The organism is Actinomadura madurae, from assembly GCF_900115095.1.
In the GTDB taxonomy this organism is placed as follows: Bacteria; Actinomycetota; Actinomycetes; order Streptosporangiales; family Streptosporangiaceae; genus Spirillospora; species Spirillospora madurae.
Map to the genome: position 1 here is coordinate 1 of NZ_FOVH01000020.1, position 26,234 is coordinate 26,234.

Below are 26,234 nucleotides of genomic sequence, written 5' to 3' on the forward strand. Positions count from 1 at the left end.
CGCCGCCCACGGCATCACCCGCATCCAGCGGGTCCTGACCGACAACGCCCGCAACTACCGAGTCTCGGCCGCCTTCCAGCAGGCCTGCACCGAACTGGGCGCCCGGCAGAAGTTCACCCGCCCCCGCTGCCCATGGACCAACGGCAAGGCCGAACGCCTCAACCGCACCCTGGCCACCGAATGGGCCTACCGACGCCCCTACACCAGCAACGACCAGCGCACACAAGCACTCGGACCCTGGCTGGAGCACTACAACACCGCACGCCCCCACTCAGCCCTGGGCGGCAAGCCGCCCATCACCCGACTGTCACCAAGATCATGACCGAGTACACCTAGCGCGCCGCCGCTAGGGGTGGTGGGTCCGTTCGGGCCAGACGATCGCCACCAGGGACACGCCGACGGCGGCGAGGGCGATCTGCAGGAAGGCCTCCCAAAGGCTCCAGCCTCCCTCGGTCAGGCCGGTCAGGTTCGCCAGGCCCGTCCCGGCGAACGCCGCGACCACGCCCGCGGCCATCAGCAGCCAGGCCGGCATGCCGGGCCGTCCCGGCACGACCAGCCGCCCGAGCGCGCCGATCGCCGCGCCCACGACGACGGCGGCGGCGAGCCCCCCGATGGTCATCAGCGCTCCCTTTACTTCCCCCGTAGCGTCCCTTCACGGGTCCCTACCCCGGACCTGGTGTCCGGAACACCCGGCCGCGGGTCAGCGGATGACGAGGGCGTGCCGCCCCCGGCCGACCAGCTCGCCGACGACCGGCGCGCCCGGGACCTCCCCGGCGACCAGCAGCCCTCCGGAGGTCTGGGCGTCGGCGAGGAGCAGCCGCTCCTCCTCGGCGATGCGGCGGAAGTCGGTGTGCGGGGACACCCAGGCCAGGTTGCGGCGGGTGCCGCCGGGGACGAACCCGTCCCGCACCGCTGCCCGCGCGCCGTCCAGGTACGGGACGGCGGAGGCGTCGACCACGGCCGTCACGCCGCTCGCCCGCGCCAGCTTGTACAGGTGGCCGAGCAGCCCGAAACCGGAGACGTCGGTGGCGCAGGTGGCGCCGCGTTCGAGGGCGGCCAGCCCGGACTCGGCGTTCAGCTCCGTCATCGCGTCGACCGCGTGGGGGAACACCTCGCCGGTCGCCTTGTGCCGGGCGTTGAGGACGCCGACGCCGAGCGGCTTGGTCAGCGTCAGGGGGACGCCGGGACGGCCCGCGTCCAGCCGCAGCAGCCGGTCCGGGTCGGCGATGCCGGTCACCGCCAGCCCGTACTTCGGCTCGGGGTCGTCGATGCTGTGCCCGCCGGCGATCGCGCACCCGGCGAGGGCCGCCATGTCCCGCCCGCCGCGCAGCACCTCGCGGGCCAGCTCGGCGGGCAGCGCGTCGGACGGCCAGCCCAGCAGGTTGAGGGCCATCAGCGGCTCGCCGCCGACCGCGTAGACGTCGGAGAGCGCGTTGGCCGCGGCGATGCGGCCCCAGTCGTAGGCGTCGTCGACGACCGGGGTGAAGAAGTCGGCGGTCGACACCACGGCCCGGCCGCCCTCGATCCGCAGCACGGCCGCGTCGTCGCCGTCCGGGCCGCCGACGAGCAGGGCGTCGTCCCCGCCGGTCAGTCCGGCCACGACCCGCTCCAGCTCCCCCGGCGGGATCTTGCACGCGCCGCCGCCGCCGTGCGCGTACTGCGTCAGGCGGGCGACGGGGGCGAGTCGGGTCACCGCAAGATTTAACCCACAACTACCGCAAATGATCAACAAACGGACAGTACGGGGGCGGTCACGGTGGGCCGAACACACCGCCCGACCAGCACGGAAATCGGCGAAACGGCTTGTCCGAACATCGTTCGGCATGATGCGATTCCCCTCTGCAAGTTATCACTTACTTTCAAGGGGCGACATGGGGATCCAGGAACAGGCCGCACTCGACCCGGCCCTCGCGGGGAGCACCGTCTGCACGGTCCTGGCCGAGACCGCCGAGCGGCACGCCGGCAGGCCCGCCTACTCCGACCGCGCCGACGGCGGATGGACGACCCTCACCTGGGCGGACACCCGGCGCCGCGCGCTGGAGACGGCCGCCGGACTCGCCGCGCTCGGGCTGGAGCCGGGCGAGGTCGTCGCGCTGATGATGCCGAACCGGTCCGAGCACGTCCTGGCCGACCTCGGCGCCGTCCACGCCGGCGGCGTCCCGACCACGGTCTACGCGACCCTCGCGCCCGACCAGGTCGCCTTCGTCGCCGGCCACTGCGCGGCCCGGTACGCCGTCCTGGACGGCAAGGACCAGCTGGACCGCTGGCAGCCCGTCCTCGACCGCCTGCCCGACCTGCGCAAGGTCATCGTGGTGGACGCCGGCGCCTGCCCGGACGGCGACCGCTACCTGTCCTGGGACGCCCTCACCGAGCTCGGCCGCGAGCGGCTCGCCGCCGACCCCGACGAGATCGACCGGCGCTGGCGGGCCGTCAAGCCCGCCGACACCGTCACGCTCCTCTACACCTCCGGCACCACCGGCGACCCCAAGGGCGTCCTGATCACCCACTCGATGGTGCTGCACGAGGCGGAGATGGTGCGGCGCACCTCCGTCCTGCCCGAGCACCCGGCCGGCGTCTCCTACCTGCCGTTCGCGCACATCGCCGACCGCGTCCTCAGCTACTACCTGCCGATCCGGCTGGCCTCCCACGTCCACTTCTGCCCCGACCCCGCCCAGCTGACCGGCGTGCTGGGCGAGGTGCGGCCGCACTCCTTCTTCGGCGTCCCGCGCGTCTGGGAGAAGATCATGGCCGGCATCCAGGCCGTGCTGTCCGCCGAGCAGGACGAGGAGAGGAAGCGCGCCGTCGCCCAGGCCCTCGACGCGGGCCGCGCCCACGTCACCGCCCAGGAGTACGGCAACACCCTCACCCCGGAGACCGCCGCCGCGTTCGAGGCCGCCGACCGGGCCGTCCTCACCCCGATGCGCGCCCTGCTCGGCCTGGACCGCGTCCGGCAGGCCTCCAGCGCCGCCGCGCCGCTGCCGGTCGAGGTGGCCCGCTTCTTCGCCGGCCTCGGCCTGAAGATCTTCGACGCCTACGGGATGACCGAGACCACCGGCGCCGTCACCGCCAACCTCGCCGACTCCTTCAAGCTCGGCACCGTCGGCCGCCCCTTCCCAGGCGTGGAGCTGAAACTGGCCGCCGACGGCGAGATCCTCGTCCGCGGCGCCACCTGCACCCCCGGCTACCTGCACCGCCCGGACGCGACCGCCGACCTGATCGACGCGGACGGCTGGGTGCACACCGGCGACGTGGGCCGCCTGGACGACGACGGCTTCCTCACCGTCGTCGACCGCAAGAAGGAGCTGATCATCACCGCCGGCGGCGAGAACATCGCCCCGTCCCTGATCGAGAACCACCTCAAGGAGCACCCCCTCGTCGGCCAGGCCCTCGCCTTCGGCGACCGCCGCCCCTACGTCGTCGCCCTCATCACCCTCGACGGCGAGGTCGCCCCCGTCTGGGCCGCCGCCCGCGGCGTCGACGCCACCGACCTGGCCGCCCTCGCCGCGCACCCCCTCGTCCTGGAGGAGGTCGCGAGGGCCGTCGACGACGCCAACACCCGCCTCGCCCGCGTCCAGCAGGTCAAGAAATGGCGGCTGCTCCCCGCCGAGTGGACCGCCGAGAGCGAGGAGCTGACCCCCACCCTCAAGCTGAAGCGCCGCGTCGTGCACACCAAGTACTCCGCCGACATCGACGGGCTCTACACCGGCTAAGATCGCCGACGGAGGCGTGTGAGCGCCTGGTGGCCTCCCCGGCCTTCAAAGCCGACGGTCCCGAGGATCTCGGGACGGCGGGTTCGATTCCCGTACGCCTCCGCCACCTCCGTTCCCTGCGCCTCTCCCCGGCGCGGGCGCCGCGTACGGTGAGGGCATGAGGCATCGCAAGGCCGCGTACGGGGTGATGATGGGGACGTGCCTCACCCTGTTCGTGCTGGCCTGGGCGGTGGTGCGGTTCTACTCGCACGCCGCGGCGATCGCGATGTCGGTGGCGGCGCTGGTGATCCCGCCGTTCGCGGCGGTGGTGGCGAACTGGAACATCGACCGGACGGACCGCCGGGAGTGACGGGGCCGGGCGTCGCGGCCCTGCTGGACCTCGCCGGGATCTTCGTGTTCGCGGTGTCCGGCGCGCTGGCGGCCGTCCGGCAGCAGCTGGACGTCGTCGGGATGGTGGTGCTGGCCGAGATCACCGCGCTCGGCGGCGGGATCATCCGGGACCTGGTGATCGGGGCGGTGCCCCCGGCCGCGTTCACCGACCTCGGGTACGTGCTGGTGCCGCTCGCGGCGTCGGCGCTGGTGTTCTTCTGGCATCCGCAGGTGACCCGGCTGCTTCCGGCGGTGCTGCTGTTCGACGCGGCCGGGCTCGGGCTGTTCTGCACGACCGGCACGGTCAAGGCGCTCGACCACGGGCTGTCTCCGATCCACGCGGTGTTCCTCGGGGTCGTCACGGCGGTGGGCGGCGGCATCCTGCGCGACGCGCTCAGCGGGCAGATCCCGGCGGTGCTGTACGACCGGCAGCTGTACGCGCTGCCCGCGCTGCTCGGCGCCGCCGTCACGGCCGCCGCGGACGAGGCCGGGCTGCACGGCGCGGCCTTCGTCGCGGGCGGCGCCGTCCTGGCGTTCGGGCTCCGGGTGACCGCCATGCGGTACGGCTGGCGGGCGCCCCGGCCGCGCGGCATGCCCGACTGACCGCGGCGCCCGTTCATTACCGGCGCGTATCCGGGTACCGTCCACATCATGGGGCGGATCACCGTGCGACGGCCCGTGCTGCGGGTGAGCACCTCCGGCACGCGCGGCCGCAGGCCCGACACCCTCGCGGTCGAGGAACCGCTGGAGATCCGCGTCGCCGGCAAGCCGCTCACCATCACGATGCGCACGCCCGGCCACGACTTCGACCTCGTCGCCGGCTTCCTGGCGGCCGAGGGCGTGATCGCGGGCGCCGGCGACCTGGCGACCATGCGGTACTGCGCCGACACCGCCGAGCAGAACACGCTGGACGTCGCGCTGGCCCCGGGCGTCCCGCCGCCGGACGACTCCATGACCCGGGCGTTCACCACGACGAGCGCGTGCGGGGTCTGCGGCAAGTCCAGCATCGAGGCGCTGCGCTCCGACCGGCCCTACGAGGTGGCCGGCGATCCGGTCCTGCTCACCCCGGACGTCCTCGCCGCGCTGCCCGGGCGGCTGCGCGAGGCGCAGCGGGTGTTCGACCGGACGGGCGGCCTGCACGCGGCCGGCCTGTTCGACGCGGGCGGCGAGCTGCTGGCGCTGCGGGAGGACGTCGGCCGGCACAACGCCGTCGACAAGGTCGTCGGGTGGGCGCTGCGGCAGGGCCGGCTGCCGCTGGCCGGGACGGTGCTCATGGTGAGCGGGCGCGCGTCGTTCGAGCTGACGCAGAAGGCGATGACCGCGGGCGTGCCGGTGCTGGCGGCGGTGTCGGCGCCGTCGTCGCTGGCCGTCGACCTCGCCGAGGACGCCGGGATGACGCTGGTCGGCTTCCTGCGCGGCGAGACCATGAACGTCTACGCGGGTGCGGAGCGTATCGCCCTGTAGCGCGGCGCCACTTGTCATCACGGGCCGAAAACCAACCGGTAACTTGTTGGATCGGCCTCAAGAAACCCATCGCTTCACTGCAGTTGACTGCTTTCCCGATGCATACGCGTGCGGGCGCCCCGCGCCGCGCGGCTCCATGCGTGTGGAAGGCGAGGACGGTATGACGAGGCCCCTGGCGGACGGCGCGGCGGCGTCCATCGACGAGCGCCATCCTCCGATCAAGCCGCGGCGCGTCACCTTCGACTGGTCGAAGACCCCGCTGCACTGGGTGCCGGGCGACCCGGTGGCCACGCACATCATCAACTCCTTCCACATCGTCCTGCCCGAGGGCGAGAAGTGGTTCATCCAGTGCGTCAAGGACGCGCGCCCCCACATCAAGGACGAGCGGCTGCTGGAGGAGATCAAGGGGTTCATCGGGCAGGAGATGGTGCACGCCCGCTCGCACCAGGGCGTCCTCGACCAGATCCTGGAGCGCGCCGGGATCGACGTCTCGAAGATCACCGACGCGGCGGCGCGCGGCAACGCCGAGCGGCCCGCGCAGATGGCGGCGCTGAAGGAGCGCAACCCGCGGGCGTGGCGGCGCCGGCTGCGGTTCGAGCTGGCCGCGGTCGCCTCGATCGAGCACTACACCGCCGTGCTCGGCCAGTGGATCATGGACAACGAGCGGTTCGAGAAGTCCGGCGTGGACCCGACGATGCTGGACCTGCTGCGCTGGCACGGCGCCGAGGAGGTCGAGCACCGGTCGGTGGTGTTCGACGTCTACAAGGCGATGGGCGGCGGGTACGCCACCCGCGTCGCGGCGTGGACGGTGTCGCTGTTCTTCCTGTACTGGGCACTGATCGGCGGCTCCCTGTACCTGCTCAAGCACGACCCGACGATCAAGCGGAGGGTGACGCCGCTGCGCGTCTACCGCTCCTACCGCAGGTCCGTCCGGCTCGGGCACGTGCCGGGCATCTTCAAGCTGCTGCTCGGCGAGGCTCCGGTCTACCTCAAGCCGAACCACCACCCGTCGAAGGTGTGCTCGACGCCGCGGGCGCTGGAGTACCTGAAGCGGTCCCCGGCCGCGAAGGCCGCGGGTTACGACCCGTACTAGCCCCGCCCGCGGCGGGCGTCACGGCGCGCGGAACCGGTGTACGGTTCCTCCAGACCACACAGGAGACCGCCATGACACCCCCCGCACCACCCGCCAGCACGAGGCGCGTCCGGGGCGACGGTGTCGACCTCGCCGTGTACGAGCAGGGCGACAGATCGCGCCCGACCGTCCTCCTGGTCCACGGCTACCCCGACACCCACGCGGTCTGGGACGAGGTGGCCGGACGCCTCGCCGAGCGGTTCCACGTCGTCCGGTACGACGTGCGGGGCGCGGGCGCGTCGTCCCGGCCGTTCGGGCGCAGGCGCTACACGTTCGCCTACCTGATGTCGGACATGCAGGCCGTGCTGGACGCCACCGCACCGGAGCGCAAGGTGCACCTCGTCGGCCACGACTGGGGGTCGATCCAGGCGTGGGAGGCGGCCTGCACGATGCCGGACCGCTTCGCCTCCTTCACCTCGATCTCCGGGCCGTGCCTCGACCACGTCGCGCACTGGACGCGGCGCAACCTGGCCCGCCCGACGCCGTCCAACCTGCGGCGGGCCGCGGGGCAGGCCGCCCGGTCCTGGTACATCCACCTCTTCCGGACGCCGCTGCTGCCGGAGCTGCTGTGGCTGGCCGGGCTGTCCAAGCCGTTCACCAAGGCACTGGAGCTGGGCGAGGGCGTCACCCCGCGCGACGGCCACCCGGCGAGGACGATGGCCCGCGACGCCGCGGCGGGTGTCGGGCTCTACCGGGCGAATGTGCTCCAGCGCCTCCGCAGGCCCCGCGACCGCCGCACCGACGTGCCGACGCAGGTCATCGTCCCGACGAAGGACCTGTTCGTCTCGCCGCACCTGGTCGGGCGGCTCGCCGAGCGGGTCCCGAACCTCTCGCTGCGCCCGATCGCGGCCGGGCACTGGGTGCCGCGCAGCCACCCGGACGTCGTCGCCCGCTGGATCACCGAGCACGTCACCGGCGTCCAGGGCCACCCGCTCGGCGCCGCGGAGTCCCGCGCCCTCCGGCGCGCCCGGGTCGGCCAGGACCGGCGCTCCTTCGAGGGCTCCCTCGTCGTCGTCACCGGCGCGGGCGGCGGCATCGGCCGCGCGACCGCGCTCGCCTTCGCCGAACGCGGCGCCGAGGTGATCGCCGCCGACCTCGACCCGGCCGCCGCGGAGCGCACCGCCGAGCTCGCCGGACGCGCGGGGCCGCCCGGCCACGCGTTCCAGGTGGACGTCTCCGACCCCGCCGCAATGGAGGACTTCGCCAAGTCCGTCCTGCACGCGCACGGGGTGCCCGACGTCGTCGTCAACAACGCCGGGATCGGCATGGCCGGGTCCTTCCTGGACCACACCGCCGGCGACTGGCGCGAGGTCCTGGACGTCAACCTGTGGGGCGTCATCCACGGCTCGCGGCTGTTCGCCCGGCAGATGGTGGAGCGCGGGCAGGGCGGCCACATCGTCAACACGTCGTCGGCGGCGGCGTTCACGCCGTCCCGCGCGCTGCCCGCCTACTCGACGAGCAAGGCGGCCGTGCTCATGCTGTCGCAGTGCCTGCGCGCCGAGCTGAAGGGCGAGGGCATCGCCGTCAGCGCCGTCTGCCCGGGGATCGTCGACACCGGCATCACCCGGACGGCCCGGTTCGTCGGCAAGGGCGGCGCCGACGAGGCGCGCAGCCGGGAGCGGGTGGCGCGGGCCTACGCGCGCCGCGGCTTCGGGCCCGAGCGCGTCGCGGAGCGGATCGTCGCCACCGTGCGCCGCGACCGCGCGGTCGTCCCGGTCACGCCGGAGGCGCGCCTCGCCTCCCTGACGTCCCGGGTGGCGCCGGGCGTGCTGCGGCTCCTCGCCCGCCTCGACGTGGGCTGAACGCCGCCCGCCCGGGTACCCGTAGGGTGATCACCGGGAGGCGGTGCTTCATGGCGGACGCCGTGGTCGTCGGCGCGGGCCACAACGGGCTCGTGGCGGCCAACATGCTGGCCGACGCGGGCTGGGACGTGGAGGTCCTGGAGGCGCAGCCCGAGCCCGGCGGCGCCGTGCGCAGCGACCGGGGCGTCCACCCGGACTTCGTCAGCGACCTGTGCAGCGCGTTCTACCCGCTCGGCGTGGCGTCGCCGGTGATGCGGGCGATGGAGCTCGAACGGCACGGGCTGCGCTGGCGGCACGCCCCGGCCGTCCTCGCCCACCCGCTGCCGGACGGGCGCAGCGCGGTCCTCGAACGCGACCGGGACGCCACGGCCGGCGGCCTCGACGCGCTCGGCGGCGGCGACGGGGAGGCCTGGCTCCGGCTCTGCCGCATCTGGGATGAGATGGGGGAGGACGTGCTGCGCGCCCTGTTCACCCCGTTCCCCCCGGTCCGGGCGGCGCTGCCGCTGGCGGTGTCGGCGCGGCGCGCGGGCGGGCTCCGCGTCCTGCGCTCCCTGCTGGCGCCCGTCCGCACGCTCGGGGAGCAGGAGTTCACCGGACCGGGCGGCCCGCTGCTGCTCGCCGGATCGGCGCTGCACACCGACATGTTCCCCGAGACGACGGCCGGGTCGGTCTTCGGCTGGCTCCTGGCGATGATCGGCCAGCGGGACGGGTGGCCCGTCCCCGAGGGCGGCGCGGGCGAGCTGACGGCCGCGCTCGTACGGCGGCTGGAGTCGCGGGGCGGGCGGGTGCGCTGCGGCACCCCCGTCGCGTCGGTCGTCGTCCGGAACGGGCGCGCGCTGGGCGTCCGCACCGCGTCCGGCGAGCCGGTGCGGGCCACCAGAGCCGTGCTCGCGGACGTGTCGGCGCCGGCCCTGTACGGCGGCCTCGTCGGCTGGGAGGACCTGCCCGGCTCGCTCCGGGCGGACATGCGCCGCTTCGACTGGGACCACGCCACCTTCAAGGTCGACTGGGCGCTGTCGCGGCCGATCCCCTGGGCCTCCCCCGGCGCCGGACGCGCCGGGACGGTCCACCTCTCCCCCGGCGTCGACGCGCTGACCGACTACAGCGCGCACCTCGCCACGGGGCGCGTCCCGTCCGAGCCGTTCGCGCTCCTCGGCCAGATGACGACCGCCGACCCCGCCCGCTCCCCCGCCGGAACCGAGTCGGTGTGGGCCTACACCCACGTCCCGCACCGGGTGAGGGCCGACGCCGGCCCCGACGGCATCACCGGCGCCTGGGACGAGCGCGAGCGGGCGGCCATGGCGGACCGGCTGGAGGACGCCGTGGAGCGCCTCGCGCCCGGCTTCCGCGCAACGATCCTGGACCGCCGCGTCACCGCCCCGCCCGGGTTCGAGGAGCACGACGCCAACCTGCGCGGCGGCGCGCTGAACGGCGGGACGGCGATGATCCACCAGCAGTTCGTGTTCCGCCCGGTCCCCGGCCTCGGCCGCGCCGAGACACCGGTCGCGGGACTCTACCTGGCCTCCGCGTCCGCGCATCCCGGCGGCGGCGTGCACGGCGCGTGCGGCGCCAACGCGGCCCGCGCGGCGCTCGCCCACGCGGGCCCGGGGGGACGCCTCCTCACCCCCGCCCTCAACGCCCTGTCCCGCCTCCTCGCCCCCTAGCGACCGCGGGCCGGGGCGAAAACCGGACGACGGCCCGCCTTCCCGGCGCGGGAGCCGGAGGTTTACCGGCTCGGGGTTTCCCCGGACGCCGGAACATGCGACCTTTGCAGGAACAAGCCCGGCGACCGGCCCCCGCCCCCGGCGGCCGTCGTCCCAGGTCCGAACCGGCACCGGAGCGTGAGGCATGCGGATTCGCGACATCCTGCGGAGGAAGGGAGACGCGGTGGCCACGGTACGGCCCGAGGCCACCGTGCGGCAGCTGCTCGCCGTCCTGGCGGAGCACAACATCGGGGCGGTGGTGGTCTCGCCCGACGGCGCGTCGATCGCCGGCATCGCCTCCGAGCGGGACGTGGTGCGGCGGCTGCACGAGCACGGCGCGGCGCTGCTCGACCGTCCCGTCTCCGAGATCATGACCTCCGAGGTCCGCAGCTGCGGGCCCGCCGACAAGGTGGACGACCTGCGGCAGGCCATGACCGAGCACCGGTTCCGGCACGTGCCCGTCGTCGACGGCGGCCGGCTCGCCGGGATCGTCAGCATCGGCGACGTCGTCAAGAGCGCCATCGACGAGCTGGAGAGCGAGCGCGAGCACCTCGTGGACTACATCCAGCGCGCCCCCTAGCCCCGGTCGGACGCAGGCGGGCGGTCAGACGTAGGCGGGCAGGGGCCGGGCCGCCGGCGCCGCCTCGACCTCCCGGAAGGCGAGCGCGATGCGCTCGGCGGCCTGCCGGAGCGTGTCCGGCGGCAGGACGTACGGGAGCCGCACGTAGTCCTCCAGGACGCCGTCCGCGCCGAAGACCGGCCCGGCGACCACGCGGACGCCGAGCCGCTCGGACGCCTCCGCGAGCCGCGACGAGACGGGCGCGCCGATCCGCGCCCACAGCGACATGCCCCCGGCGGGGAGCCGGAAGTCCCAGCCGGGCAGCAGCTCGCGCAGCGCCCCGGCGAGCGCGTCCCGGCTCCGCAGCAGGGTCTCGGCGCGCTCGGCGCGCACCTCCTCCACCCGCAGCAGCAGCTCCCGGACGATCAGCTGGTCCAGGACCGGGCTCGCCATGTCGAACGGCTCGCGGGCGAGCACCAGGCGGCGGGCCAGCGGCGCGGTGGCGCGGATCCAGCCGATCCGCAGCCCGCCCCACAGCAGCTTGGACGCCGACCCGATCGTGACGACCCGCCCGCCGGCGTCGAAGGAGGCGAGCGGCGGCTCGCGCGGCGCCCGCGGATCGTGGGCGAGGTCGGCGAAGGTCTCGTCGGCGACGAGGAACGCGTCGGCCCGGCGCGCGGCGTCGACGAGCGCGGCCCGCTCGTCCGCGGACATCAGGTACCCGGTCGGGTTCTGGAAGTCGGGGATCAGGTACGCCATCCGGACGGCGGCCTGCCGCATGGCGCCCGCGACGAGCTCGACGTCCCAGCCCTCGTTGACGCCGACGGGGACGAGGCGGGCGCCGCGCCGGCGGAGGGCGCCGAGCGCGTGCGGGTACGTGGGCCGCTCCACCATGACGGCGTCGCCCGCCTCCACCAGGAGCTGGGTCAGCAGCGTGAACGCGTGCTGCGCGCCGGTGGTCACGACGATCTGGTCGGCCCGGGTAGGGACGCCGCGCGCCGTGTAGCCGTCCGCGATGACCTGCCGCAGGCCCGCCAGCCCGGCGGGCTCGTAGCCGGGCCCCGCGCTGTGGCGGGGCAGCTCCGCCACGGCCGCGGCGACGGCGTCGCCGAAGACGGCCGGGGCGCCGGGGGCGGCGCAGCCGAGGTCGATGAAGGACGGGTCGTCGGGCGTCGGGTGGGCCATGCCGTACCGCCGCCCGGCCGGGACGGCACCGCCGGGCGGGCCCGGCTCACCGGCGGACGACATGCGCACGGGCGGCAGCGCCGTCCAGCTCCCCGCCCCCTGCCGGCTCTCGATGTAGCCCTCGTCGCGGAGCCGGTCGTAGGCGGTGGTCACGGTGGTGCGGCTGACGCCGAGCGCGGCGGCCAGGTCGCGCTCGGCGGGCAGCCTGGTCCGCAGCGCGAGCCGGCCGTCCAGGACGAGCCCGCGCACGGCCCGCGCCAGGGCCGCGTAGACGGGGCGTTCGCCCGACAGGTCGCCCAGCAGCCGGGCCAGGTTCGGACCGCTCACGTAACGCGTGCTCATACAGGCCACTTTCGCATATTGGTCCTACATCTTCCAGTCCACTTCCCCGCAGAGTAGGACGAAATAATGGCCACTAGTGGGGGAGAAACGATAATGGCCTTGATGGCGCGCCGTCTGGTGCAGCTCTTCATCGGATTGGCCTTGTACGGGCTGGGGATCGCCCTCCAGGTGTCCTCCGGCCTCGGCAACGATCCGTGGGACGTCTTCCACCAGGGCCTCTCGCGGCGTTTCGGGCTGTCGATCGGGGCCTGGATCATCATCGTGGGCGCGGCCGTGATGCTCGCGTGGATCCCGCTGCGGCAGCGCCCCGGCATCGGGACGATCAGCAACGTCGTCCTCATCGGCCTGTTCGCCGACCTGTTCCTGTGGCTGCTGCCCGACCCGGGTCCGCTCGCCGCGCGCTGGGCGTACCTGGTCACGGCCGTCCTGGTGGGCGGCTTCGCGACCGCCTGCTACATCGGCGCCGGGCTCGGCCCGGGGCCGCGCGACGGCCTGATGACCGGGTTCGCCGCGCGGGGCCGCTCGATCCGCGCGGTCCGGACGGCGATCGAGCTGACCGTGCTGGGAGCCGGCTGGCTGCTCGGCGGCACCGTCGGCGTCGGGACGCTGCTGTACGCCGTCGCGATCGGGCCGCTGACCCACGTCCTGCTGCCCGTTCTGACGATCAAGCCTCGCACCGCCGAGCCCGTGCGGGAACCGGAGCCGGAGCCGGCGGGCGTCCCCTAGCGGAGGTAGAGGCGGACGGCCTGCTCGGCGAGCGCGGCCAGCAGCGGCGCGGCGTCCGCCTTCAGCTCGGCGAGCGTCCGCGGGCCGTCGGCCAGGCTGAACGCGGCGGTCAGGCCGAGCGCGTGCAGGTCGTCCAGCGGCCCCGCCACCCCGCCGGCCAGGGCGACGCACGGCGCGCCCCGGTCGCGGGCGAGCGCCGCGACGGCCGAGACGACCTTGCCCGCGGCGCTCTGCCCGTCCACCCGGCCCTCCCCGGTGAACACCAGGTCCGCGCCCGCGAGCGCGGCCGGGAGGCCGACGGCCTCGGCGACGAGGGCGGCGCCGCCCGACGGCTCGGCGCCGAGCACGGCGACCAGGCCGCCGCAGGTGCCGCCGGCCGCGCCCGCGCCCGGCAGGTCGTGGACGCGGACCCCGCCGTGCTCGGCCAGCACGTCGGCGAAGACGGTGAGGGCGGCGTCGAGCTCGGCCACCTGCCCCGGGGACGCGCCCTTCTGCGGGCCGAACACGGCGGCGGCGCCGTCCGGCCCGACGAGGGGGTTGGTCACGTCGCAGGCGACCCGGAACCGGGCGTCGCGCACCTCCCGCGGCAGCCCGGAGTCGTCGACCGACGCGAGCCGGGCGAGCGCGGCACCGCCCGGCGGCAGCTCCTCGCCGGCGGCGTCCAGGAAGCGGACGCCGAGGGCGCGCAGCAGCCCGGCGCCCCCGTCGGTGCTGGCGCTGCCGCCGATGCAGACCAGGACGTCCCGGGCACCGCGCCGGACCGCGTCCGCGATCAGCTCGCCGGTGCCGGTGGTGGCGGCGCTCATCGGGTCGGGCGGGACGTCCTCGACCAGCGGCAGCCCGGACGCCGCCGCGAGCTCCACGACCGCGGACGTCCCGTCGCCGGAGAGGGCGTAGCGGGCCTTGACCGGGCGTCCGAGCGGGTCGGTCGCGGCGACCTCGACCGCCGCGCCCGCGCGGGCGCGGAGGAAGCAGTCCAGGGTGCCCTCGCCGCCGTCGGCCATCGGGACCGCGACGACCTCGGCGGCGGGCGCGGCCCGGCGGACGCCCTCCTCCACGGCGGCGCACACCGCCGCGGCGGACAGGCTGCCCTTGAACGAGTCGGGCGCGACGACGACCCGCATCACCGCTCGGCCGCGAGCGTGGCCAGCACGGAGGCGAACTCCTCCGGCAGGACCATCGTGTCGCCCTCGTAGCGGGTCGCCAGGTACGTCAGCTCCCCGGCGCGCCACCAGTACAGGTGCGGGCTGAGCGACCCCGGCCCCTCCTCGTAGGCGCGGTGGGCCTGCGCCTGCAGCTCCGTCGCCGCGGCGACGGCCTCGCGGTAGCGGGCCCTCGGATGGCCCGCGGAGATCTGGAGCGGGTGGGCGACGATGAGGCTGCGGTTGGGGGCGATGACCAGCGCGCCGTACGGGCCGATCGGCAGGTACTCCTCCAGCCACGCCAGGTGGGTGACGGCGTAGAAGGTCCAGCCGTGCAGGACCGAGACGCGGACGCCGCCGAGGTCCTGCTCGTCCAGCTGGAGCGGTCCGTCGGCGCGGACGTTGGCGCGGCCCAGCATGAACAGCGCGTCGCCCGACACCGGCCAGCCGTTCATCTCCTCGGTGGTGACCGTGCGGACGGTGGTGGGCGTGTCGACCACCACGACCTCGATCAGGCCGGGCGCGAACGGCCGCGCCGCGAGGACGCCGTTGTCGGCCTCCGCCGGGTAGATGCGGGTGCGCAGCAGGTGCTGGGCGAGGTCGAAGTCGCTGAGGTCCAGCGGCTCCTCGACCGCGGTGACGATCGTGGTGACGTGGTCGGAGACCAGCGCCGGCCAGTCGTCGCGCGGCACGAGCCGGGCGAGCTGCCGCAGGTCGCGCAGGCTGACGTGCAGCCGGTTCGCGCCCTCCAGCAGCATGACCTCGCCGGGCGCGCGGCTGCAGGCGTAGCCGAGGCTCTCGGCGACCAGGACGAGCAGTGAGTCGAGGGTCCCGTCGTCCCAGGACTCGGGACGGGCGTGGCGGCCGCTCATCGCGCACCTCCCGAGGGCGCTTCGAGGGTGAGCGCGCCGGGGTCCGGCACGGCGGGGTGCGGATCTTTCGCTGCGGGGTCTGCTGGGTCGGGTGCGTGCAGGACGGCGGGGGCGCCGATCTCCAGGCTGTGCTGGCGCGGCCCGTGCCCGGCGGGGAGGCCCGCCAGGACCGGGACGCCGAGCGGGCCGAGCCGGGCGGCGAAGACCGAGTCGAGCTCGGCCGGGTCGCCGCAGTCGGTCCAGGTGCCGAGCGCCACGCCGGCCGCCCCGTCGAGCCATCCCGCCTGGAGCAGCTGGACGAGCATCCGGTCGACCCGGTAGGGCGCCTCGGTGACGTCCTCCAGGAAGACGATGCGGCCCGCGGCGGGCGGCGGGGCGTACGGGGTGCCGAGCAGGGCCGCCAGGAGCGAGAGCGTGCCGCCGGTGAGCGGGCCCTCCGCGCGTCCGGGCCGCAGCGCGCGGGTGCCGGGCAGGGTCACGGGGCCGCCGAACAGGGCGGCGCGCAGGGCGTCCAGCGATTCCCGCGGCGCGACCGGGTCGGCGATCAGGCCGGCCGGCATCGGGCCGAAGGACGTGGTGACGCCGAGGCGCGCGCCGAAGGCGGTGTGCAGCGCGGTGACGTCGCTGGAGCCGTGCAGGATCTTCGGGCCGGCGCCGGACGCGAGGGACTCCTCGGTCGCGGCGCGCAGAGCGTTCCAGTCGAGCAGGTCCAGAAGGCGGGTGGCGCCGTATCCGCCGCGTGCGCAGATCACCGCGCCGACCCGGGGGTCGCACCAGGCGTCCTGCAGGTCGGCGGCCCGGTCGGCGTCGCTTCCGGCCAGCCGGTGCCAGTCGTCTCGGACGGGCCCGGGCACGCCCAGGTTGACACGGTCGAGGGCGTGCTTTCCGACCACCGCGTCAAGGCCGAGGTCGCGCAGGACCGCGCAGCCCGCCTCCAGGCGGGCGGGCTCGGCGGGGCCGCTCGGAGCGACCACCACGACCCGGTCGCCCGGCCGCAACCGCCGGTACCTGTGGGCTTCTCGCGCATGCGGCAGGCCGCCGGGCATGCCGACGGCGGGCGCGTCGGACGGCCCGCCGGCCACCTCCGCGCGGGCGCCCCCGCTGTTCAACCCGATCCCTCCTCGCACCGCGACGGATAGAGCTTGTCAGGATCCGGACGCCAGCGGAAGGGGCGACCGGTCACGACCCGCCAACAGATCATCGCCCCGTGCCGAGCGCGAGGCCGGCGAGGCGCGGCAGCGTCTCGCCGATCGGCCGCCGCAGCACCGCGTCGGCCACGCCATCGTACGGGGTCTCCTCGGCGTTGATGATCACCAGGCGGGCGCCGTGGTCGACCGCCTCCAGGCAGAGCCCGGCGGCGGGCTGGACCGTCAGCGAGGTGCCGACGGCGAGGAACAGGTCGCAGGAGCGGGCGGCGGCGATCGCCGCGTCCAGCACGTCCTGGTCGAGGGCCTGGCCGAAGGAGATCGTCGCGGACTTCTGGATGCCCCCGCACTCCAGGCAGGGCGGGTCGTCCTCCCCCGCGTCGACGCGGGCGAGGATGTCGGGCATCGGGGTGCGCAGGCCGCAGGACAGGCAGACGGCGTCCCGCATGGTGCCGTGGATCTCGATGACCTTCTCGCCGGACGACCCGGCGCGCTGGTGCAGCCCGTCGATGTTCTGGGTGATCAGCGCGCGCAGCCGCCCCGCCCGCTCCAGCTCGGCCAGGGCGGTGTGGGCGGCGTTGGGCTCGGCCTCCCAGACGGGGTTGTCGCGGCGGGCCCGCCAGGCGCGGCGCCGCACCTCGGGGTCGGCGAGGTAGGCGCCGATCGTGGACATCGCCTCGGCCGCCGGGTCCTTCGTCCAGACGCCCTGCGGGCCGCGGAAGTCGGGGATCCCGCTGTCGGTGGAGATGCCGGCGCCGGTGAGCACCGTGATCGAACCGGCCTTCGGCAAAAGCTCGGCGAGCGTCAGGGGAGCGTCCACCCTCCACATGGTAAGCGCCAGGAACGCTCCCCGTGGTTCGCGCAACGAACCGGTCCGCGGCGGCTAACGGATGGGTATCGGGCCGCCCCTTACGGAGGGTCACGGCCTGACCGGGCCTCAAAAGGTGACAAACTTGGCCCGGTATGAGATCGACGCCGCACATCTTGGTGATCAACGGCACCAAGGTCCGCCGCCCGGTGTTCATCCTGGGCGCTCCGCACTCGGGTGCGGAGCTCCTGGCGCGCGCGGTCAAGCGCTCCCCCGGCTTCCACCTGACCACCGGCCGGCCCGGGGTCCTGCGCGTGACCTACGCGTTCGCCCGGCAGCCGTCGATCGCCTCCGAGCGCGGGAAGGGCGCCGCGCGGGTGCTGCGGGACGCCTACGCACAGGCGTGGCAGGTCTCGGCGCGCGCCTGCGCGGAGTGCCCGGACGAGTGCCGGGAGCTGGCCGGGCTGCCGCCGCGCCCGCCGGCGCCCCCCGGCCGCCCGGTGCCCGACGCCGACCTGCCGGGGCCCTGCGTGGAGCCGCACGGGCTCGCCCGGTTCGCCGACGCCTCCCCCGACCTGATCTACAGCGCCGACGTGATCCTGGACGCGTTCCCCGACGCCCAGCTCGTCCAGCTGATCCGGGACGGCCGGGACGCGGTCGCCGACATGCTCGCCGACGAGCGCTGCCTGGCCTGGTTCAAGCCCGGCCTCGCCAACCTCGACACGGTGTTCCCGAACCCGTTCTTCGGCGTCGAGGACCACACCGAGCGCGACCGGTGGCCCCGCGCGGCCGCCGCCGTCAAGTGCGCGCTGCGGTGGCGCGGCTCGGTGCGGCTCAGCGCCAGGCTGCGGCTCCAGGTGCCCGAGGACCAGCTGTTCACCGTCCGCTACGAGGAGCTCGTCGCCAAGCCGCGCCACGTCGCCGCCGACCTGGCGGAGTACCTGGACGCGCCGCTGTCCAAGACCGCTCTGACGGGCCTGGTGCGTGCCGGGGCGCGCGACGCCGCCGACCCGGGCGTCGGGTCCTGGCGCGAGCGCCTCACCCCGCGGCAGGCCGCCCAGGTCGAGAAGGTCGCCGGCACCGAGCTGCGCCGGCTCGGCTACCGGCTCGGCTCCGACGCCTGAGCGCCGTCATTCGGCGCCGAGCGGCTCGGTCTCCCGCTCCTCCTCCTCGCGGCGGCGGGAGAACTGCGTGCGGTACAGCTCGGCGTACAGGCCGCCCTCCAGCAGCAGCTCCTCGTGCCGGCCGCGCTCGGCCACCCGGCCCTCCTCGATCACCAGGATCTGGTCGGCCTCCCGGATCGTGGACAGCCGGTGCGCGATCACCAGGGACGTCCGGCCCGCGAGCGCGGTGCGCAGCGCCCGCTGGACGGCCGCCTCGGACTCGGAGTCCAGGTGCGCGGTCGCCTCGTCGAGGACGACCACCGAAGGCGCCTTGAGCAGCAGCCGGGCGATCGAGAGGCGCTGCTTCTCCCCGCCCGACAGCCGGTAGCCGCGATCGCCGACCACGGTGTCCAGGCCCTCGGGCATCGCGCCGACGAGATCGCCGATCTGCGCGGCGTCCAGCGCGGCGAGGATCTCCTCGTCGGTGGCGTCCGGGCGCGCGTAGCGCATGTTCTCGCGGATCGAGTCGTGGAACAGGTGCGCGTCCTGGCTGACGACGCCGACCTCGGCCCGCAGCGATTCCAGGGTGACGTCGCGGACGTCGGCGCCCCCGATCCGCACCGCGCCGCCGGACACGTCGTAGAGCCGCGACACCAGGTGCGTGATCGTCGACTTGCCGGCGCCGGACGGCCCGACCAGCGCCACGAGCTGCCCCGGCGCGGCGCTGAAGGACACGTCGTGCAGCACCTCCCGGCCGGGCGCGGTGTCGGTGCGCGCGATCGACTCCAGCGAGGCCAGCGACACCTCCTCCGCCGACGGGTAGGCGAACCGGACGCGGTCGAACTCGATCGCCGGCGCCTTGGTCAGGGCGGGCCCGCCGCCGTTCCCCGAGGAGCGCGCCTCGGCGAGCGCGCGGGCGCCGTCGCGGTCGCGGATGAGCGGCTTGAGGTCGAGCACCTCGAAGACCCGGTCGAAGCTCACCAGCGCGGTCATCACGTCGACGTGGACGTTCGACAGGGCGGTGAGCGGCCCGTACATGCGGGTCAGCAGGGTGGCGAGCGCGACGAGCGTGCCCAGCTGGAAGGTGCCGTCCACGACCAGGTAGCCGCCGACGCCGTAGACCATGGCGGTGGCGAGCGCGGCGACCAGCGTCAGCGCGGTGAAGAAGACCCGCCCGTACATGGCGGCCACGATCCCGACGTCGCGGACGCGGGCGGCGCGCCCGGAGAAGTTCTCCTCCTCCTCGGCGGGGCGGCCGTAGAGCTTGGCGAGCATGGCGCCGGCGACGTTGAACCGCTCGGTCATCAGCGAGCCCATCTCGGCGTCCAGCACCATCTGCTCGCGGCTGACGCGCTGGAGCCGCTTGCCGACCCACTTGGCCGGCAGGATGAAGATCGGCAGGAGCAGCAGCGCGATCAGCGTGACCTGCCACGACAGGATCAGCATCGTCACCAGCACCAGGACCAGGCTGATCACGTTGGACACCACCGACGACAGGGTGGTGGTGAGGGCGCGCTGCGCGCCGATGACGTCGTTGTTGAGGCGGCTGACGAGCGAGCCCGTCTGCGCCCGCATGAAGAACGCGACGGGCTGCCGCTGGACGTGCGCGAACACCTGGCTGCGCAGGTCGTAGATCAGTCCCTCGCCGACGCGCGCCGAGTACCAGCGCTGCACGAGGCCCAGCACCGCCTCGACCACGGCGAGCCCGGCGACGGCGGCGGCGAGCCAGATGACGATGCCCTGCCGTCCGGGCACGATGCCCTGGTCGATGATCCCCTTGAGCAGCAGCGGGTTGGCGACGACGATCAGCGCGGAGATCGTGTTCAGCCCGAGGAACAGCACCAGCTCGCGGACGTAGGGCCGGGCGTAGCCCGCGATCCGCCGCACGGTGCCGGGCTTGAGCTTCTGCCGGGTGACGGAGCTGTCCTTGCGGAACGAGGCCATCACCTGCCAGCCGTTGCCCGGCATTCCCGGCATTCCCACGAGCGCCTCCGGATGTCGACGTAATCAAGTAAGCATCTCAAGTGTCCGGCCGGGTCAACGCGCGCCCGGCCTCGTGCCTTCCCGGCTCCGCTCACGGCGTAACCGCCTCTGGACAAGGCGTCCCGCCGGTGCGAGCGTGATCGTCACCGCCAGGCTCACACCCCCCAGGAGCCCCCATGAGAAGACGCCTCGCCGGCGGCGCCGGCGTGATCACCCTCACCGCCGCCCTCGCCGCGACCGCGGCGCCCGCGGCGGCGGCCGGACCCACGAGGCCGGCCCCCGGCGCGCACCAGGTGACCGTGCGGGGCGGCGAGACCCAGCCGGTGTTCTCCCGCGCCGACGCCGTCACCCAGACCGTCATGATCGAGACGACCGCCGACAGCGACCGCGACGGCGTGCGGGACCGCGTGCAGATGCGGATCATGCGGCCGAAGGAGACCGCCACCGCCGGTCTCAAGGTACCCACGATCCTGGAGCCCAGCCCGTACTGGGCCGGCATCAACGACGTCCCGAACCACCCCGTCGACATCGGCGACGCGCGGGCGCGCTCGCTGACCACGACGCACCGGAACCTCGCGGAGATCTTCCCCGGTTACTACGACAACTACTTCCTGCCGCGCGGGTACGCCGTCGCGAACCTCGACAGCATCGGGACGGGCGGCTCGACCGGCTGCCCGACGTCCGGCGACCGCAGCGAGCAGGCGGGCGCCAAGGCCGCCGTCGACTGGCTCAACGGCCGCGCCCGGGGCTGGTCGCCCGACGGGAAGCCGGTGAAGGCGGCCTGGTCCACCGGCGACGTCGGCATGATCGGCCAGTCCTACAACGGGACCCTGCCGAACATGGCCGCCGCCACCGGCGTGCGGGGGCTGAAGGCGATCGTCCCGATCGCCGGGATCTCCAGCTGGTACGACTACTACCGCGCGAACGGCGGCGTCGTCGCGCCCGGCGGCTTCCAGGGCGAGGACCTGGACGTCCTGGCCAAGGCGGTGCTCACCCGGCAGAACCCCGAGGTCTGCGCGAAGGTCATCGACGACATCGAGGCGACCCAGGACCGGGAGACCGGCGACTACTCCAAGGTGTGGGCCGAACGCGACTACGTCGGTCAGGCGCGCGACGTCCGCGCCGCGGTCATGGTCGTGCACGGGCTGAACGACTGGAACGTCAAGGTCAAGAACTCCGTGCAGTGGTGGAACGCCCTCAAGAAAGCCGGTGTGCCGCGCAAGCTGTGGCTGCACCAGGGCAACCACGCCACGCCGTTCCGGTGGCGCGTCGAGGAGTGGCTGCGGCAGACGCACCACTGGTTCGACCGGTACCTCTACGGCATCCGCAACGGGATCGAGAAGGAACCGCGCGTCGACGTCGAGCGCGCCGACGGGACGTGGGAGACGGCGAGGGACTGGCCCGTCCCGGGCACCCGCACCGTCCCGGTGAGCCTGAACGCCGGGCCGGCCGGACAGCCCGGCACCCTCGGCCCGCGCCCGGTGCCCGGCGGGCCGCAGTCGTTCACCGACGCCGGCAAGACCCGCACCGCCGAGCAGCTCCTGGTCAACGAGAATCAGGCCGACCCGAACCGGCTCGCCTACCTGACCGGGCCGCTGCCCCGGCCCGTCCGGGTGGACGGCATCCCTTCCGTGTCGCTGCGGGCATCGCTCGACGGGCGGTCGCCGTACCTGACGGCGCTGCTGGTCGACTACGGCACCGACGCCCGTCCCACGGGCGCCCGCGACGGCACCGGCCAGGAGGTCTGCTTCGGGCAGAGCGTGCCGGGCGACTCCGGCTGCACGACCCGGCAGGTGCTGCGGACCGAGACGGCCCCCTACAAGATCGTCACGCGGGGGTGGCTGGACGCGCGGAACCGGCACGGCCTCGGCCGCACCGACCCGGTCGAGCCGGGCCGCACCTACACGTTCCGGTGGGACCTCGAACCCACCGACTACGTCGTGAAGGCCGGGCACCGGCTCGGCGTCGTCCTGCTGTCGACCGACTACGACTACACGCTCCGCTACCCGGCGGGGACCGAGGTCACCGTGCGGCCGGGCGTCAGCAGGGTGCTGCTGCCGCTGGCGCGCGGCGGAGCGGAGTCCCTCAAGTAGATCTCGGACGGGCCGGGGGCGTGCGCGTCTCCGGCCCACCGGTCATTTGCCGAAGAGCTCGCGGAGCCGGCCGATCTGCTCGCGGCGCTCGGCGGCGCACTGCTCGTCGAGGGAGTTCTCGGCCGCCTCCCACAGCAGCCGCTTGGTCGCCACGGCCGCCCCGGGGTTGACGGCGAGCAGCGCGCCGACCAGGTCGCGGACGGCGGCGTCCAGGCCGTCGCGCGGCACCAGGGTCTCGGCGAGGCCGATCCGCGCCGCTTCCTCGGCGGGGACGGTCCGGGCGGTCAGGCACAGCTCCAGGGCGCGTCCGATGCCGACGATCTCGACGAGCGGCTTGGTGCCGGTCAGGTCGGGGACGAGCCCGAGCGCGGGCTCCTTCATGCAGAACTTGGCGTCGTCGGCCACGACGCGGATGTCACAGGCCAGCGCGAGCTGGAAGCCGGCGCCGATGGCGTGGCCGTGCACCGCCGCCACGCTGACGATGCCGGGGCGCCGCAGCCAGGTGTAGCCCTCCTGCAACTCGGCGATGAAGCGGTCGGTGCCCTCGGCGTCGGCGCCGTCGGCGAAGCCCTCGCCGCCGCCCGAGAACATGCCGAGGTCGATGCCCGCCGAGAACGACGGGCCCTCGCCCCGCAGGACCACGACGCGCACGTCCGGGGGCAGGGAGCGCCCGATCGCGGCGAGCCCGCGCCACGTGGTGAAGGTCATGGCGTTGCGCCGCTCGGGCCGGTTCAGGGTGACGGTCGCGACCGCGCCGTCCACGTCCAGGCGGAGCCCCGCCTCTTCGAGGTCCGCCGGTGCGGGGCCCTCCTGGGAAGGGCCGGTGGCCGTTTCCGGCCGCACGCCGGTCGTCGCGTCCCCCATGGGCCGTCCTTTCGATGAGCCAAGCCGGGCCCGCCCCGCCGTCCACGGGGCGGGACCCGGAACCTGTCCGCCGCCGCGACCGAACCTTACTCGGCCGGTCGCGGCGCCGGGTCAGGCGGTGCGCTCATCCGGGGGCCGGTGTCCGTTCAGGACTTCTTGCCCCGGGTCGCGCCACCGCGACCGCGCAGGTTGACGCCGGACTCGGTCAGAATCCGGTGGATGAAACCGTACGAGCGGCCGGTGGCGGCTGCCAGGGCGCGGATGCTCTCGCCGGAGTCGTACCTCTTCTTCAGGTCCGCCGCCAGCTTGTCGCGCTCGGCACCGGTCACGCGGGTGCCCTTCTTGAGGGTCTCGGCCACGAGTACCTCCCGTAGTGATGTGGTGACCGCTGCGTTATCCCCCGCCATGATCAGTCATTCCCGCCGGTTCGGCTACCCACTCGGCCAGAAAAGATCTGCGGAAGTCACCCCGCAGGTCACGCGAGCGCCACCAGATCGGCAAACTCGTCACTCCAGATATCTTCCACACCATCCGGGAGCAAAATCACTCTTTCCGGCGCGAGCGCCTCGACCGCGCCCTCGTCGTGGGTGACCAGGACGATGGCTCCGGCGAACGTCCGCAGCGCCCCGAGGATCTCCGCGCGGCTGGCCGGGTCGAGGTTGTTGGTGGGCTCGTCCAGCAGCAGCACGTTGGCGCTGGACACCACGAGCATGGCCAGCGCCAGCCGGGTCTTCTCGCCGCCGGACAGCACGCCTGCGGGCTTGTCGACGTCGTCGCCGGAGAACAGGAACGAGCCGAGGATCTTGCGGACCTCGACCGGCATCATGCCGGGCGCGGCCGACTGCATGTTCTCCAGCACGGACCGCTCGACGTCCAGGGTCTCGTGCTCCTGGGCGTAGTAGCCGATTCGCAGGCCGTGGCCGGGGACCACCGCGCCTGTGTCGGGCTTGTCGACGCCCGCCAGCAGGCGCAGCAGCGTCGTCTTCCCGGCGCCGTTAAGGCCGAGGACGACGACGCGGCTGCCCCGGTCGACGGCCAGGTCCACGTCGGTGAAAATCTCCAAAGATCCGTACGATTTCGACAAACCCTCCGCGGTGAGGGGGGTCTTGCCGCACGGAGCCGGGTCCGGGAAGCGGATCTTGGCGACCTTGTCGGCCTGCCGCTCCCCCTCGACGCCCGCCAGGAGCTGCCGGGCGCGCCGGTCCATCTGCTGGGCGGCCTTCGCCTTGGTGGCCTTCGCGCGCATCTTGTCGGCCTGCGACAGCAGCGCCGAGGCCTGCCGATGCGCGTTGGCGGACTCGCGCTTGCGGCGCCGCTCGTCGGTCTCGCGCTGGTCGAGGTACTTCTTCCAGCCGACGTTGTAGATGTCGACGACGCACCGGTTGGCGTCCAGGTGGAACACCCGGTTGACCACCGCGTCCAGCAGCTCCACGTCGTGGCTGATCACCACGAGGCCGCCCTGGTGGCCCTTGAGGAAGTCGCGGAGCCACACGACCGAGTCGGCGTCCAGGTGGTTCGTCGGCTCGTCCAGCAGCAGCGTGTCGGCGCCGGAGAACAGGATGCGGGCCAGCTCGACCCGGCGCCGCTGGCCGCCCGACAGCGTCCCGAGCGGCTGGGTCATCACCCGGTCGGGGAGGCCGAGGCTGGAGGCGATCGACGCGGCCTCCGCCTCCGCGCCGTAGCCGCCGAGCACGTGCAGCCGCTCCTCCAGGCGCCCGTACCGGCGGACGGCCTTGTCGCGGTCGGCGCCCGTCGCGGTCGCCATGGCGTCCTCCGCGGCGCGCAGCTCGCGGATCACCTCGTCCAGCCCGCGGGCGGACAGGATCCGGTCGCGGGCCAGCTCGGCCAGGTCGACGCCGCGCGGGTCCTGCGGCAGGTAGCCGATCGTGCCGGAGGACGTCACGGCGCCCTGCGCGGGCAGCGCCTCCCCCGCCAGGACCTTGGTGAGGGTCGTCTTGCCGGCGCCGTTGCGGCCGACGAAGCCGACCCGGTCGCCGGGGTTGACCCGGAACGTGGCGGCCTCGATCAGCAGCCGGGAACCGGCGCGCAGCTCGACGTCTTTCGCGATGATCACAGTGACTGGGCTCCCCTGGAGGGACGGCTCGATGGACGGACGCACGAAACAGCGCGCCGCGCGGTCGCGTGACCGGGGCGCGCTGTGCGGCCTGTCAGTTCGGGAGCGGAACCATCCGTCCAGTGTACGTGACGGCCGGGCCGGGCTCGTCCGCCCGGCCGCGGCGGGTGGGGGCCGGAGAACGGCGGCCGGACCCGGCCATGCCGGTCCCGGCCATGCCCATGGTGCCCGGCGGATGTGTGAACGGGGCTCGCGGGGCGAGGATGGACGGTGGGGGACGTGCGACGGGACGACATCGGGGCCAACGGTCCCAGCACGAAGGAGTGTGAGTCGGATGACCCATGTCACGGGCAACGTGCCCGACGGGACGCCCAACTGGCTCGACATCGGCGTGCCCGACCTCGACCGGGCCAAGACGTTCTACGGGGAGCTCTTCGGCTGGCGGTTCGAGGACACGGGGCCGGAGGGCGGCCACTACAACCTGTGCACCCTGCGCGGCGAGCCCGTCGCCGGGATGATGACGAACCCCGAGGACGAGCCGGACGTGTACTGGTGGGACGTCTACTTCGCCGCCGACGACTGCGACGGGACCGTCAAGCGCGTCACGGACGCGGGCGGCGAGGTCGTCGTCCCGGCCATGGACGTGATGGACCTGGGGCGCATGGCGATCGTCAGGGACCCGCAGGGCGGGCAGTTCGGCCTGTGGCAGGGCCGCAACCACCCGGGCTCGCGGATCGTCAACGACCCCGGGTCGTTCGTCTGGAACGAGCTGGTCACGCAGGACTCGGCGGCCGCCGGCGAGTTCTACACGGCGGTGTTCGGCTACGAGCCGGAGGCGGTGCCCGGCATGGACTACACCGCCCTGAAGCGCCCCGGCGACGGCCGCTACATCGGCGGCATCCTCGGCGGCTCGACCATCGTCCTCGGCGGCGGCGGGCCCGTCTCGTCCTGGACGACGTACTTCGCCGTCGACGACGCCGACGAGGCGGTCCGCAAGGTCCGCGCGGGAGGCGGCACGGTCGACGCCGAGCCGCAGGACAGCCCGTACGGGCGGTCGGCGGCCGTCCGCGACCCGTTCGGGGTGCCGTTCCACGTGATGAAGCCCGCGCCCGACCCCGAGGCGTGACGCCTGCCCGGGGGCCCGGCGTCCGGGCCCCC

Annotated in this window: 23 protein-coding genes, 1 tRNA gene and 1 pseudogene; 14 read left to right on the top strand and 11 right to left on the bottom strand. The window is 74.3% G+C overall.

Annotated features, from left to right (window positions below; genetic code table 11):
* A partial coding sequence (locus BM339_RS38980) for an integrase core domain-containing protein (protein WP_143118777.1) occupies positions 1-322 on the top strand: 322 nt, incomplete at its 5' end.
* 24 nt (positions 323-346) lie between these two features.
* On the opposite strand, the gene BM339_RS38985 is transcribed toward BM339_RS38980, so the two are convergent.
* Positions 347-619 (bottom strand): hypothetical protein, encoded by a 273-nt coding sequence (locus tag BM339_RS38985; protein ID WP_075024148.1) that lies wholly within the window; start codon positions 617-619, stop codon positions 347-349.
* Between the two features lie 81 nt (positions 620-700).
* Positions 701-1,693: a selenide, water dikinase SelD gene (selD, locus tag BM339_RS38990; protein WP_021597800.1), complete on the bottom strand. Its 993-nt coding sequence runs from the start codon at positions 1,691-1,693 to the stop codon at positions 701-703.
* A 178-nt stretch (positions 1,694-1,871) separates the two neighbouring features.
* Between selD and BM339_RS38995 the strand changes: the two genes are divergently transcribed.
* From BM339_RS38995 to BM339_RS39035, 9 genes and pseudogenes are all read left to right on the top strand, one after another.
* A complete protein-coding gene (locus tag BM339_RS38995) occupies positions 1,872-3,710 on the top strand; it encodes an AMP-dependent synthetase/ligase (protein ID WP_075024149.1) in 1,839 nt (612 codons plus the stop codon).
* 10 nt (positions 3,711-3,720) lie between these two features.
* A tRNA-Sec gene (locus tag BM339_RS39000) sits at positions 3,721-3,816 on the top strand.
* A gap of 39 nt (positions 3,817-3,855) precedes the next feature.
* Positions 3,856-4,059 (top strand): annotated as a pseudogene (locus BM339_RS39005) (DUF3099 domain-containing protein); the annotation flags it as partial.
* The gene (locus BM339_RS39010; RefSeq protein ID WP_075024150.1) at positions 4,056-4,682 is read left to right on the top strand and encodes a trimeric intracellular cation channel family protein; all 627 of its coding nucleotides are present in this window, start codon (positions 4,056-4,058) and stop codon (positions 4,680-4,682) included. The pseudogene BM339_RS39005 and the gene BM339_RS39010, both read left to right, overlap by 4 nt.
* 48 nt (positions 4,683-4,730) lie before the next feature.
* A complete protein-coding gene (gene fdhD, locus BM339_RS39015) occupies positions 4,731-5,543 on the top strand; it encodes a formate dehydrogenase accessory sulfurtransferase FdhD (protein WP_021597797.1) in 813 nt (270 codons plus the stop codon).
* Between the two features lie 160 nt (positions 5,544-5,703).
* Positions 5,704-6,636, top strand: coding sequence for a metal-dependent hydrolase (locus tag BM339_RS39020; protein ID WP_021597796.1), 933 nt, complete (start codon positions 5,704-5,706; stop codon positions 6,634-6,636).
* Positions 6,637-6,707: 71 nt separating this feature from the next.
* Positions 6,708-8,477 (top strand): SDR family oxidoreductase, encoded by a 1,770-nt coding sequence (locus BM339_RS39025; RefSeq protein ID WP_075024151.1) that lies wholly within the window; start codon positions 6,708-6,710, stop codon positions 8,475-8,477.
* A gap of 50 nt (positions 8,478-8,527) precedes the next feature.
* Positions 8,528-10,141 carry a phytoene desaturase family protein gene (locus BM339_RS39030; RefSeq protein ID WP_075024152.1) on the top strand — a complete coding sequence of 538 codons (1,614 nt, stop codon included), beginning with the start codon at positions 8,528-8,530 and terminating at the stop codon, positions 10,139-10,141.
* 184 nt (positions 10,142-10,325) lie between these two features.
* Positions 10,326-10,760, top strand: a complete 435-nt coding sequence (locus BM339_RS39035; RefSeq protein ID WP_024936717.1) for a CBS domain-containing protein — start codon at positions 10,326-10,328, stop codon at positions 10,758-10,760.
* 24 nt (positions 10,761-10,784) lie between these two features.
* Here BM339_RS39035 and yczR read toward each other — a convergent pair whose 3' ends face one another.
* Entirely contained in the window at positions 10,785-12,266 is a 1,482-nt protein-coding gene (yczR, locus tag BM339_RS39040) for a MocR-like transcription factor YczR (protein WP_075024153.1), read from the bottom strand.
* Between the two features lie 93 nt (positions 12,267-12,359).
* Here yczR and yczE point away from each other — a divergent pair, with 93 nt between their 5' ends.
* Entirely contained in the window at positions 12,360-12,992 is a 633-nt protein-coding gene (gene yczE, locus BM339_RS39045; RefSeq protein WP_021600518.1) for a membrane protein YczE, read from the top strand.
* Here yczE and BM339_RS39050 read toward each other — a convergent pair.
* The 4 genes from BM339_RS39050 to BM339_RS39065 form a co-directional block, all read right to left on the bottom strand.
* Positions 12,989-14,116, bottom strand: coding sequence for a glycerate kinase (locus BM339_RS39050; protein WP_075024154.1), 1,128 nt, complete (start codon positions 14,114-14,116; stop codon positions 12,989-12,991). The two genes, yczE and BM339_RS39050, sit on opposite strands and share 4 nt — an antisense overlap.
* Positions 14,116-15,006 (bottom strand): hypothetical protein, encoded by an 891-nt coding sequence (locus BM339_RS39055; RefSeq protein WP_021596749.1) that lies wholly within the window; start codon positions 15,004-15,006, stop codon positions 14,116-14,118. The genes BM339_RS39050 and BM339_RS39055 overlap by 1 nt, the downstream gene beginning before the upstream one ends.
* Positions 15,003-16,115 carry a S66 peptidase family protein gene (locus tag BM339_RS39060; protein WP_021596748.1) on the bottom strand — a complete coding sequence of 371 codons (1,113 nt, stop codon included), beginning with the start codon at positions 16,113-16,115 and terminating at the stop codon, positions 15,003-15,005. Before BM339_RS39060 ends, BM339_RS39055 begins: the two co-directional genes overlap by 4 nt.
* Before the next feature lie 88 nt (positions 16,116-16,203).
* On the bottom strand, positions 16,204-16,971 hold the full coding sequence (locus BM339_RS39065; RefSeq protein ID WP_256255714.1) for an SIR2 family NAD-dependent protein deacylase: 768 nt from the start codon (positions 16,969-16,971) through the stop codon (positions 16,204-16,206).
* Positions 16,972-17,114: 143 nt separating this feature from the next.
* On the opposite strand from BM339_RS39065, the gene BM339_RS39070 reads away from it, so the two are divergent.
* Complete coding sequence (locus tag BM339_RS39070; protein ID WP_075024156.1) at positions 17,115-18,083, top strand: sulfotransferase family protein; 969 nt, start codon at positions 17,115-17,117, stop codon at positions 18,081-18,083.
* 6 nt (positions 18,084-18,089) lie between these two features.
* Here BM339_RS39070 and BM339_RS39075 read toward each other — a convergent pair whose 3' ends face one another.
* A complete protein-coding gene (locus tag BM339_RS39075; RefSeq protein WP_412521002.1) occupies positions 18,090-20,039 on the bottom strand; it encodes an ABC transporter ATP-binding protein in 1,950 nt (649 codons plus the stop codon).
* Between the two features lie 182 nt (positions 20,040-20,221).
* On the opposite strand from BM339_RS39075, the gene BM339_RS39080 reads away from it, so the two are divergent.
* A complete protein-coding gene (locus BM339_RS39080; RefSeq protein ID WP_075024158.1) occupies positions 20,222-22,138 on the top strand; it encodes a Xaa-Pro dipeptidyl-peptidase in 1,917 nt (638 codons plus the stop codon).
* Positions 22,139-22,180: 42 nt separating this feature from the next.
* Here the strand turns inward: BM339_RS39080 and BM339_RS39085 are convergent, their stop codons facing one another.
* From BM339_RS39085 to BM339_RS39095, 3 genes are all read right to left on the bottom strand, one after another.
* Positions 22,181-23,002 carry an enoyl-CoA hydratase/isomerase family protein gene (locus tag BM339_RS39085; RefSeq protein ID WP_021596739.1) on the bottom strand — a complete coding sequence of 274 codons (822 nt, stop codon included), beginning with the start codon at positions 23,000-23,002 and terminating at the stop codon, positions 22,181-22,183.
* A 146-nt stretch (positions 23,003-23,148) separates the two neighbouring features.
* On the bottom strand, positions 23,149-23,361 hold the full coding sequence (locus tag BM339_RS39090; protein ID WP_021596738.1) for a helix-turn-helix domain-containing protein: 213 nt from the start codon (positions 23,359-23,361) through the stop codon (positions 23,149-23,151).
* A 116-nt stretch (positions 23,362-23,477) separates the two neighbouring features.
* A complete protein-coding gene (locus BM339_RS39095) occupies positions 23,478-25,076 on the bottom strand; it encodes an ABC-F family ATP-binding cassette domain-containing protein (RefSeq protein ID WP_075024159.1) in 1,599 nt (532 codons plus the stop codon).
* 334 nt (positions 25,077-25,410) lie between these two features.
* On the opposite strand from BM339_RS39095, the gene BM339_RS39100 reads away from it, so the two are divergent.
* On the top strand, positions 25,411-26,202 hold the full coding sequence (locus tag BM339_RS39100) for a VOC family protein (protein WP_021596736.1): 792 nt from the start codon (positions 25,411-25,413) through the stop codon (positions 26,200-26,202).
* Positions 26,203-26,234 lie beyond the last annotated feature (32 nt).

Excerpts from the sequence above, each read along its gene's own strand:
- BM339_RS38985 (WP_075024148.1), bottom strand. The coding sequence starts at position 619 with ATGACCATCGGGGGGCTCGCCGCCGCCGTCGTCGTGGGCGCGGCGATC.
- BM339_RS38995 (WP_075024149.1), top strand. The coding sequence starts at position 1,872 with ATGGGGATCCAGGAACAGGCCGCACTCGACCCGGCCCTCGCGGGGAGC.
- fdhD (WP_021597797.1), top strand. The coding sequence starts at position 4,731 with ATGGGGCGGATCACCGTGCGACGGCCCGTGCTGCGGGTGAGCACCTCC.
- BM339_RS39020 (WP_021597796.1), top strand. The coding sequence starts at position 5,704 with ATGACGAGGCCCCTGGCGGACGGCGCGGCGGCGTCCATCGACGAGCGC.
- BM339_RS39025 (WP_075024151.1), top strand. The coding sequence starts at position 6,708 with ATGACACCCCCCGCACCACCCGCCAGCACGAGGCGCGTCCGGGGCGAC.
- BM339_RS39030 (WP_075024152.1), top strand. The coding sequence starts at position 8,528 with ATGGCGGACGCCGTGGTCGTCGGCGCGGGCCACAACGGGCTCGTGGCG.
- BM339_RS39035 (WP_024936717.1), top strand. The coding sequence starts at position 10,326 with ATGCGGATTCGCGACATCCTGCGGAGGAAGGGAGACGCGGTGGCCACG.
- yczR (WP_075024153.1), bottom strand. The coding sequence starts at position 12,266 with ATGAGCACGCGTTACGTGAGCGGTCCGAACCTGGCCCGGCTGCTGGGC.
- yczE (WP_021600518.1), top strand. The coding sequence starts at position 12,360 with ATGGCCTTGATGGCGCGCCGTCTGGTGCAGCTCTTCATCGGATTGGCC.
- BM339_RS39050 (WP_075024154.1), bottom strand. The coding sequence starts at position 14,116 with ATGCGGGTCGTCGTCGCGCCCGACTCGTTCAAGGGCAGCCTGTCCGCC.
- BM339_RS39055 (WP_021596749.1), bottom strand. The coding sequence starts at position 15,006 with ATGAGCGGCCGCCACGCCCGTCCCGAGTCCTGGGACGACGGGACCCTC.
- BM339_RS39070 (WP_075024156.1), top strand. The coding sequence starts at position 17,115 with ATGAGATCGACGCCGCACATCTTGGTGATCAACGGCACCAAGGTCCGC.
- BM339_RS39075 (WP_412521002.1), bottom strand. The coding sequence starts at position 20,039 with ATGCCGGGAATGCCGGGCAACGGCTGGCAGGTGATGGCCTCGTTCCGC.
- BM339_RS39080 (WP_075024158.1), top strand. The coding sequence starts at position 20,222 with ATGAGAAGACGCCTCGCCGGCGGCGCCGGCGTGATCACCCTCACCGCC.
- BM339_RS39085 (WP_021596739.1), bottom strand. The coding sequence starts at position 23,002 with ATGGGGGACGCGACGACCGGCGTGCGGCCGGAAACGGCCACCGGCCCT.
- BM339_RS39100 (WP_021596736.1), top strand. The coding sequence starts at position 25,411 with ATGACCCATGTCACGGGCAACGTGCCCGACGGGACGCCCAACTGGCTC.